10 protein-coding genes are annotated in these 9,006 nt (G+C 33.0%); 5 read left to right on the top strand and 5 right to left on the bottom strand.

All coding sequences use genetic code 11. From position 1 onward, the window contains the following. Positions 1 to 19 precede the first annotated feature (19 nt). A complete protein-coding gene (gene relB / locus DES33_RS09100; RefSeq protein ID WP_227930596.1) occupies positions 20 to 310 on the bottom strand; it encodes a type II toxin-antitoxin system RelB family antitoxin in 291 nt (96 codons plus the stop codon). Positions 311 to 425: 115 nt separating this feature from the next. Continuing rightward, positions 426 to 683 carry a type II toxin-antitoxin system Phd/YefM family antitoxin gene (locus tag DES33_RS09105; protein WP_110058779.1) on the bottom strand — a complete coding sequence of 86 codons (258 nt, stop codon included), beginning with the start codon at positions 681 to 683 and terminating at the stop codon, positions 426 to 428. 103 nt (positions 684 to 786) lie between these two features. Between DES33_RS09105 and DES33_RS09110 the strand changes: the two genes are divergently transcribed. Then, positions 787 to 1,164: a type II toxin-antitoxin system HicB family antitoxin gene (locus tag DES33_RS09110; RefSeq protein ID WP_094207779.1), complete on the top strand. Its 378-nt coding sequence runs from the start codon at positions 787 to 789 to the stop codon at positions 1,162 to 1,164. A 44-nt stretch (positions 1,165 to 1,208) separates the two neighbouring features. On the opposite strand, the gene DES33_RS09115 is transcribed toward DES33_RS09110, so the two are convergent. Continuing rightward, positions 1,209 to 2,780 (bottom strand): ABC transporter transmembrane domain-containing protein, encoded by a 1,572-nt coding sequence (locus tag DES33_RS09115; protein WP_110058780.1) that lies wholly within the window; start codon positions 2,778 to 2,780, stop codon positions 1,209 to 1,211. 203 nt (positions 2,781 to 2,983) lie between these two features. Between DES33_RS09115 and DES33_RS09120 the strand changes: the two genes are divergently transcribed. Continuing rightward, entirely contained in the window at positions 2,984 to 3,403 is a 420-nt protein-coding gene (locus tag DES33_RS09120) for a deoxycytidylate deaminase (RefSeq protein ID WP_094206434.1), read from the top strand. A gap of 11 nt (positions 3,404 to 3,414) precedes the next feature. Continuing rightward, a complete protein-coding gene (locus DES33_RS09125; protein ID WP_110058781.1) occupies positions 3,415 to 6,834 on the top strand; it encodes a pyruvate carboxylase in 3,420 nt (1,139 codons plus the stop codon). Between the two features lie 35 nt (positions 6,835 to 6,869). On the opposite strand, the gene DES33_RS09130 is transcribed toward DES33_RS09125, so the two are convergent. Further along, on the bottom strand, positions 6,870 to 7,274 hold the full coding sequence (locus DES33_RS09130) for a DUF3139 domain-containing protein (RefSeq protein WP_110058782.1): 405 nt from the start codon (positions 7,272 to 7,274) through the stop codon (positions 6,870 to 6,872). Positions 7,275 to 7,402: 128 nt separating this feature from the next. On the opposite strand from DES33_RS09130, the gene DES33_RS09135 reads away from it, so the two are divergent. Both DES33_RS09135 and DES33_RS09140 read left to right on the top strand, forming a co-directional pair. Continuing rightward, positions 7,403 to 7,645, top strand: coding sequence for an AbrB/MazE/SpoVT family DNA-binding domain-containing protein (locus tag DES33_RS09135; protein ID WP_110058783.1), 243 nt, complete (start codon positions 7,403 to 7,405; stop codon positions 7,643 to 7,645). A gap of 175 nt (positions 7,646 to 7,820) precedes the next feature. After that, positions 7,821 to 8,153 carry a DUF3139 domain-containing protein gene (locus tag DES33_RS09140; protein ID WP_227930667.1) on the top strand — a complete coding sequence of 111 codons (333 nt, stop codon included), beginning with the start codon at positions 7,821 to 7,823 and terminating at the stop codon, positions 8,151 to 8,153. A 15-nt stretch (positions 8,154 to 8,168) separates the two neighbouring features. Here the strand turns inward: DES33_RS09140 and DES33_RS09145 are convergent, their stop codons facing one another. Beyond that, positions 8,169 to 8,675: a DUF6568 family protein gene (locus DES33_RS09145; protein WP_094206440.1), complete on the bottom strand. Its 507-nt coding sequence runs from the start codon at positions 8,673 to 8,675 to the stop codon at positions 8,169 to 8,171. Between the last annotated feature and the right edge of the window lie 331 nt (positions 8,676 to 9,006).

Genomic DNA, 9,006 nt, shown 5'->3' on the forward strand with positions numbered 1-9,006 from the left:
AAATATTCTAGTACTAATTTTATTTTAAATTCTTTTGTGTATTTTGGCATACAAAAACCCCTCCATCCGTATTCCGGATTTTGGGGTTCAGGTTAATACCCAACTCTTTTTTTACCTCATCATTACTGTAAAATTTCATTTTGTCTTTGTTTAGAAGATACTCATTAATTATCTTTTCATCATACTCTTGTTCTATTTTTTCCAATAATGATTCTCTTGCCCAGTCTGATAAAGTTTTGTTTTTTTCTTTTGAAACATTTGTGAAAAGTTCCTTATCCGATTCGCTCAATCTAATCGTTATAGTAGCCATAAAATCACTCCTTTTCTTGTGTTACATCGTAACACAATTGTAATATAAATTCTTTACTTAGTCAAGCATACAACTTACGATCCCATCATTTTGTTGTGGCTTTTTTGGTGAAAGATTATAAATTGTTCCGATTAATTTCATCCTCAAGTACACAATCATCTATTGTTGTATGTAATCCTTCTATTATTTTTTCTTTTTCTTGTGGATTTGAATATATTCTTAAAGTTTCCATTATCCCGTTGTAATCTGACCCACTAAGCACGATGACATTTCCAGTTTCTGTTGTAACTTTTAGGTGTTCATTTGATTTTATTAATTCATCAATCATTTCGGATAAATTATCCCTGAAATTTTTTGCAGTTGTGATTTTCATTGCATCAACTCCTTCACTTTTTATTATATCCTATATTATTCTAATACAATGCTGGACTTTTATGCGCATTATGCGTATTATTAAATCATAAGGAGGTTAGACGATGTTAAAATCATATCCTGCTATTTTTCATAAAGAAGAAGATTCATATTGGGTGGAATTTCCAGAATTTGGTGGTGGAACTGAAGGAGATAATATCGAAGAAGCAATGGTAAACGCTCATCAAATGTTAGAAAGCGTGTTGGCTACTTTCATTGATGAAGATATTCCACTTCCTAAACCAAGTGATATTACAAAAATAAAAGTCGAAGATGGATTTACGTCAATGATTCAAGTTGATCCCACACCATTTATCAAAAACAACAAAACCATCAGAAAAAATGTTACAGTCCCTGAATGGTTGGTTAGACTTTGTGATCGTCAAAATATCAATTATTCCGAAGTTTTGACCACAGCTCTTGAAAAGAAAATCAACGCATAATTTTGTAAATATTTTTATTTCTCTAAGCCACATTGTGTGGCTTTTTACTTTTCAAAAATCAATTTTTTATCTTTTAATTTTGCTTGTAAAGGAAATTTACGCGCAATTTCTTGATTATGTGATATATATATTAATGTTAAGTTTTCTAAATTAAGCAGATTATCAATGATTACACTTAAATCATTCAAATCTATATTTGAAATTCCTTCGTCAATTATAAGAGTATTCTTTCCCTTATACAGTGCTCTTGCTAATTCTACTCTTTGTTTTTCTCCATAAGAAAGATTATTTAGACTACCGTTATACGGTGCTTCATGTGGATCTATAAGGCAAATATCAAGCACTTTCTGATATTGTTTTACATTAAAATTAGAATCTAAAACTATATTATCTTCTAAGTCCCCTTGAAAAATATATGGTTCAGGAGGAATATAGGCACCATTATAATCCTTTAATTGTCCAAAATCTATGTCTCCATTATCTGCAGTTTGATTTCCTGTAATAATATCAACCAATGTTGATTTCCCCGACCCAGACTTACCGATAATAGATACTTTATCACAATCTTTTATTTTTAATTCTATATCATTCAAAATAATATTGCCGTTAAAACTTACAGAAATATCTCTCATATTTATTTCTGTTGACAATTCATCTTTTTCACTAATAGTTTTTAAATTAATAACTTCATTAATTCTTTCAGATGAAATCTTTGCTGCTGCAAAATTAAAGTTAAGCTCATTTAATTCTTCCAATGAAGTTATCATCTTTGTTAAGTAATCTAAATATGCAATTATTGAACCTATTGTAAATAATTTATCCACCGTCATTAAGCTTCCCATTAATAAGACTATAAATGGCATCAAATATAGTAGATAATTTATAGTAATTTTACCAGTATTTCTCATTACGCCCAGCTTAATATTTGAATCTCTTTTATCTACAATAGATTTATCATAAATTTTATAACTATATTTTTCGTATGAATTTATTTTTATCGAAACTATCCTATTCATTAAAGATATCAATGTATTTCTAGAATCCGATAATGTCTTGATGTAAATTTTAGAAAGCTCATGTATCTTTTTCTTAAAGAAATTCGTAAATAAAAAATAAATTATTACAACCGAAAAGATTACTAATGATATTCTCAATGATATATAAACCAGCATCGCTAGAGATATAATTGTCACAATTATGTTTCTGAGTGCATTTACAATAACATCTATTAAAAATACAGACATATTCTTGATATCATCTTCTGTTCTAGTAATTAAATCTCCAACTTCATATTCTTTTGTGTCACTCAATTTTGAAAAAAATATATGATAAAATATATCTCCCCTAACATCTCTTACTATCTTACAGTTTGTTGTATAAAAAAATTTATTATGTATCCATTCAAATATATGACTAACCGTATGCAATGAAATGATGAACAATATAGTATTTATTATTGCTTTATAATCTTTGATAGCTATATACTCATCAATAATTTTCATTTTTAATATTGGAATTAGCATTGTTAGAAGTGGTGAAATTATAAGAAATATAAGTCCGATTAGAATTGTCTTTATGTATTTTGTTGAATGTTTTAATATTATATTATTTTTCATTTTTTCCCTTTCAATAATTTGAATAATAGAAGAATTTTATTTATTGTTCTTATTTTAATTAAACGTTTATTAAAATAATACTTGTATTGAATATACCATTTATTACTTTTACTGTCTATTCATGATCTTTTCAGTTTTGATTTTTTTGCTTTTATGATAATATTAAAGGTAAAGAAATTTTTTAATGATGATGAGAGGTCAATATGAGAAAATCTTGGAATGAATATTTTATGGATTTGGCATTGAATGTTGCGACACGTAGCACTTGTGACAGGGCGTTTGTCGGTTGTGTATTGGTGAATTCTGACAACAGGATTGTATCGACAGGTTACAATGGTGCTATTAGTGGCAATCCTCACTGCGACGAGGTTGGTCACACTTTGCGTGACGGACATTGTATTGCTACGATTCACGCAGAGATGAATGCTTTGTTGTATTGTGCGAAAGAAGGAATTGCTGTGAAGGGTTGTATTTGTTATGTGACTCATTTCCCTTGTTTGAATTGCACGAAATCTTTAATTCAAGCAGGAATTAGCAAGATTTATTATCACGAAGCTTATCGTGTAGATGAGTATGCGATTGAATTGTTAGACCGAAATAATATTGAATATATCCAAATTTAAAGAGGTGTAATATGGATAAAATAAAAAAACTTCTAGTGGCAAACCGTGGCGAGATTGCTATAAGAATTTTCAGAGCTTGTAGTGAGCTTGGAATAAGAAGCGTTGCGATTTATAGCGAAGAGGACAAGACTTCCCTTTTCAGAACGAAGGCTGACGAATCGTATTTGATAAAAGATGCGGCATCTCCTTTGTCGAGTTATTTAGATATCGAAAAAATCATTGCGATTGCAAAATCCAAACACTGCGATGCGATTCATCCTGGTTATGGATTTTTGAGTGAAAATGCAGAATTTGCGAGACGTTGCAAGGAAAACGGAATAATTTTCGTGGGTCCTGACGAATCAGTTCTACATAGTTTGGGTGACAAGGTCCAATCGAAGTTAGTTGCCAAAAAAGCTGGCGTACAAACTATCGAGGGCGTGGAAACTCCTATCAGAAATAAAAATGAAGCATTGGAAATCGCAAACCAAATCGGCTATCCAGTTATGGTAAAAGCTTGTGCTGGTGGCGGCGGACGTGGAATGAGAATTGTCGAAAATGAATCCGATTTGATGAGTTCTTTCGTCAGCGCACAAAACGAATCCAAGAAAGCTTTCGGATCAGACGATATGTTTATCGAAAAATACATCCGCAACCCAAAACACATTGAGGTGCAAATCATAGCCGACAATCACGGAAATATTCTTCACTTATACGAGAGAGATTGTTCCATTCAAAGACGTCACCAAAAGGTTGTGGAATTCGCTCCTGCATTTTCGATTTCAGACAAAACGAAGGACGAACTTCACAACGATGCCATCAAAATCTGCAAGGAAGTTGGCTACACAAATGCAGGTACTGTAGAGTTTTTGGTGGACGAAGACGAAAATCACTATTTTATCGAAGTAAACCCAAGAGTTCAAGTAGAACACACAGTTAGTGAGCTTATCACTGGGATTGATATCGTACAAACTCAAATTCTGATAGCAGACGGCAAAAGTTTTGATTCAGATGAAATTGGAATTTATTCACAAGACGATGTTCACTGCAACGGTTACGCAATTCAATGCCGTATCACGACAGAAGATCCTGCGAATAATTTCATGCCTGATACTGGTAAGATTGATTTGTATCGTACAAGTTCCGGATTCGGCGTGAGACTTGACGGTGGAAATGGATTCACAGGCTCAGTAATCACACCATATTACGATTCGCTTTTGGTTAAAATCACTGCCTTCTCCAGAACATTCAACGACACAATCAACAAGGCAATCCGTGCTTTGAGAGAAACTAAAATCAGCGGTGTGAAGACAAATATCGGCTTCATCATCAATGTCTTAAACACAGAAGAATTCCACAAAGGAGTGTGTGACACTGGATTTATTTCCAAAAATCCTGAACTTTTCGACATCAAACCATCAACTGATAAGGAATTAAAGGTGTTGAATTTCATCAGCGAACGCTCCATTAATAACGACAAAAAAGATTACAACATTCCACAAATACCAGAATTTACCAAGACAAATTCTACAGGAACCAAAGATATTTTCGAAGAAAAAGGCGCCAAGGGACTTAGCGATTGGATTTTGAACCAAGATAAACTTCTAATCACAGACACAACCCTAAGAGATGCGCACCAATCATTGATGGCGACACGAATGAGAACAAGAGATATGCTTCCTATCGCAGAAGCTACCAATGAATTGATGAAGGACTTGTTCAGTTTGGAAATGTGGGGCGGCGCAACATTTGATGTAAGCTACAGATTTTTGAAGGAAGATCCTTGGATTAGACTACAAGAACTTCGTAAAAGAATTCCGAATATTTTATTCCAAATGCTACTTCGTGGAAACAACACCGTAGGATACAAAAATTATCCAGATAATGTCGTGGTTAAATTTGTACAAAAAGCTGCAGAAAACGGAATCGACGTGTTCAGAGTATTCGATTCGCTAAACTACATCGATGGAATGAGACTTGCGTGTGACAGCGTACTTGAACAAGGAAAAATCTTGGAAGCAACGCTTTGCTACACAGGTGACATCTTGGACGAATCAAGAGACAAATACTCACTAGAATATTACGTGAAAAAAGCAAAGGAACTAGAATCCATCGGCGCAAATATTATCGCCATAAAAGATATGAGCGCACTCTTAAAACCATACGCCGCAACGAAGCTAATCTCAGCATTGAAAAACGAAATTTCTGTTCCAATTCATTTGCACACACACGACACTACAGGAAACGGAGTCGCTACGATAATTAACGCTTGTGAATCTGGAGTTGACATAGTTGACACTTGCTTTAACTCAATGAGTTCACTCACAAGTCAACCTGCACTCAACTCAGTCGTAGCCGCTCTTGAAAACACGCCACGTCAAACGGGAATCAGCCTTTCAAACTGTGACAAAATCAGCAACTACTACAAAGACGTTCGCTCCTACTACTCACAATTCGAAAGCGATTTGAAAAGTGGTACAACAGAAATTTATCGCTACGAAATTCCTGGTGGACAATATTCCAGCCTCAAACCACAAGTAGAATCGTTCGGACTTGGAGAAAAATTCGACGAAGTAAAATTAATGTACAAAAAAGTCAACGACATGCTTGGTGACATCATCAAAGTTACACCATCATCCAAAATGGTCGGAGACATGGCTATATTCATGGTGGCAAATGGGCTCACTCCAGAAAACATATACGAAAAAGGCAAAAACCTCGACTACCCAGACTCTGTAATATCATTCTTCAAAGGAATGATGGGACAACCTGAAGGTGGATTCAACGAAAAATTACAAAAAATCGTATTAAAAGATGAAAAGCCAATCACAAAAAGAGCCGGACTTTACATCGACCCATTTGATTTCGAAAAAGACAAAAAAGATTTAGAAGACAAATACAAAATGGAATTCGACGAAAAAGACATCGTATCACACGCACTTTATCCAAAAGTATTCGAAGAATACATCGACTACAGAAAAACAAAAGGCAACTTCACTTACATGGACACACCGACATTCTTCGAAGGAATAAACGAAAAAGAAACAGTCGAAGTTCCAATAGAAGAAGGCAAAATCCTCATCATCAAACTTATCGAAAAAGGAAGATTGGAAAAAGACGGCTACCGAAACTTCACCTATGAAGTCAATGGAAACAGACGTGAAGTAAAAGTGTTCGATGAATCTGCGAAAATCACAGAACGTGAAGAAGATAACTTATCAGTAGCAGATCCTAACAACGACAAAGAAATCGGAGCATCAATTCCAGGAAGAGTCGTAAAAGTTCTAGTCAAAGAAAACGACAAAGTATCAGTAAACGACCCATTAGTAGTAGTGGAAGCCATGAAAATGGAAACCAACATACTATCCAAATCAGAAGGAATCGTAAAATCAATCCTAATCAAAGAAAATGACACCATCGACACAGACCAACTTTTAATAGTTTTGGAATAAAAAATGGATTGTAGAGTCAAATCTACAATCCGTTTTTATTTTTTGAAATAGTAAATGCTTTCTTTCAATGGTTTATATTTTAATGTAGCAACTTCCTCGTCACTAATATACTTGTACACATCATCATATTCTTTCTTACTAATGTTCAATGACATGTTATCTTTTTTCAAATTATATCCATATTCAAACCTATAATTTTCCAAATCTTTTAACACAACCCAATATACATAATCGTCTGTTTTTGTGGATCTGAAAGCCCTCACACTTTTGATATCACTTCTTGGGATTTTCTGCATATCCATGTACTTATACATCCTGTCAAAACCAATGTGTCTGTGTACAGGATATTTTATAATTAAATTAATACAAAATATAACCAGAACTGCCCATAAAACTAGTTTCAATATTTTTCTGAAGTTTGTTTTTGTTGTTTTTTGCATCTGTATATCTCCTTCGTGTTTGTATTATAATTATACTATATTTTTGATGGAGGAATATCAAAGGACATTCAAAAATTTTTTAAAAAAGCATATACTATATATTAATAATTTAACGTTTAGGGGGAATTATGAAAACCAAATTATCTAAGTGTGGAGATTCTCATGTGTTGCAAATTCCAGGGTCGACTTTGGATGTTTTAAATTGGAAAGATGATGATATTTTGGATTTAAAAATTGAGGATAACAAACTAATAATCGAAAATTCGTCTGATGATGAAATGAATATTGAAGATTTGTTTGAAGATTTTAATGGGCAATATGAAAAAGAAGATATTGATTGGGGAGAAATTGTAGGAAACGAAGTATGGTAAGTTAACAATTTTAATAAATAAAATAATAGAAAAATCTTTTCATACCTTCGACTCCTTTTTATTTTATAGTATAATAATCTCAAAGAGAGGGGCGTTATATGTGAAAAAGAAAAAGTTTTTAATAATCAAAATACTACTACTATGTCTTGTAGTATTTATAGCTTGAAAGTGGATTATTGCTGTCCCTGTTCAAAGACATTATGGATACAAAAAATTGTACAGATATATGGATGCTCAGGGTTTAAAAGAAGATAACATAAAAGAGATAAAAGCGATAAAAGATTATATAAAAGGAAACCAAGTATACAGAGTGCAGATAAAAGATCCTCCTGGTTTTACTCTCGTTTATACCTACGACGATTACCCAAATCCTGGTAAAATGAGTCTAGATTCTATCGAATTCCAATCAAAAGATGATTATAAGAGTCTGAGCCCTAAAGAAAGACAAAAATTTAAATATCCTCCTTTAGATGATGATTGGGAGGCTAAAGCAACAAGCCATAACTAACGTTATGGCTTATCCTTATTTCTTATCAAAAAACTTTTGTAATTCTTCTGGTGTAGTTCCCACTTTGTCGTCGATGTTCATTCTATCGGTGATTTTTCCGTCTTTAACTCGAAATACTGCTGGGACTGTTTTGAGGTCGTTGTCGGTTCTGAATTTCTTCAAATCTTCTGGAGATTTCTTGATTCCAGCGACGCTATCTATGTAGTAGATTTCATATTTGGATACGAATGGTTTGAATATTTTTGAAAATTTTTGACAATCTGGGCAAGTTTTTCTTCCAAGATACACCGTGATTTCTTTTCCGGCGCTCACTTCATCAAGTTCTTCTACTTTGATTTCCTTGACGCCTTTGATGTTTTGTTCGTACTCTTCGATAGCCTTTTGTTTGTCTTCTTGTGTGGTTACGTTTTTGGATTCAACTCCTGTGGCTTTTTTTGTAGGCTCATCTTGTTTTTGGTTGCAACTTGCAAATAATACCAACATAAAGCTCACGCAAACGATTAATTTGAATTTGTTTTTCATATATTCCCTCCTGTTTTTATTTTATTTTATAATATTTACAGGTAATAATCAATCTGTATAATTGTAGACGGAAAAACCACCAACAATTGAACTGACCCCAAAAAGTTGGACCCAAAACCAACTTGAGGAGGTCAGTTTTTTCATGACAAAATATAGTACAAAATTTAAGATGAAAATAGTACAAGAATACTTAAATAAAGAAGACCAGCTATCAAATGTCAAGAGAGAATAAAAAATAATTTATCTTGAAATTTAAGGCATGTCAAACAAGCCTAAAAATTTAGGCTTAGAAAAATTGAATAACAACTAAATATTAGGTATGTAAGATTTG

The organism is Finegoldia magna, assembly GCF_003182075.1.
GTDB lineage: Bacteria > Bacillota > Clostridia > Tissierellales > Peptoniphilaceae > Finegoldia > Finegoldia magna.

What these genes read in the sequence shown, in the direction of transcription:
- DES33_RS09130 (WP_110058782.1), bottom strand. Translation starts at nt 7,274, where the DNA reads ATGCAAAAAACAACAAAAACAAACTTCAGAAAAATATTGAAACTAGTT.
- DES33_RS09145 (WP_094206440.1), bottom strand. Translation starts at nt 8,675, where the DNA reads ATGAAAAACAAATTCAAATTAATCGTTTGCGTGAGCTTTATGTTGGTA.
- DES33_RS09125 (WP_110058781.1), top strand. Translation starts at nt 3,415, where the DNA reads ATGGATAAAATAAAAAAACTTCTAGTGGCAAACCGTGGCGAGATTGCT.
- DES33_RS09110 (WP_094207779.1), top strand. Translation starts at nt 787, where the DNA reads ATGTTAAAATCATATCCTGCTATTTTTCATAAAGAAGAAGATTCATAT.
- DES33_RS09120 (WP_094206434.1), top strand. Translation starts at nt 2,984, where the DNA reads ATGAGAAAATCTTGGAATGAATATTTTATGGATTTGGCATTGAATGTT.
- DES33_RS09135 (WP_110058783.1), top strand. Translation starts at nt 7,403, where the DNA reads ATGAAAACCAAATTATCTAAGTGTGGAGATTCTCATGTGTTGCAAATT.
- DES33_RS09115 (WP_110058780.1), bottom strand. Translation starts at nt 2,780, where the DNA reads ATGAAAAATAATATAATATTAAAACATTCAACAAAATACATAAAGACA.
- DES33_RS09105 (WP_110058779.1), bottom strand. Translation starts at nt 683, where the DNA reads ATGAAAATCACAACTGCAAAAAATTTCAGGGATAATTTATCCGAAATG.
- relB (WP_227930596.1), bottom strand. Translation starts at nt 310, where the DNA reads ATGGCTACTATAACGATTAGATTGAGCGAATCGGATAAGGAACTTTTC.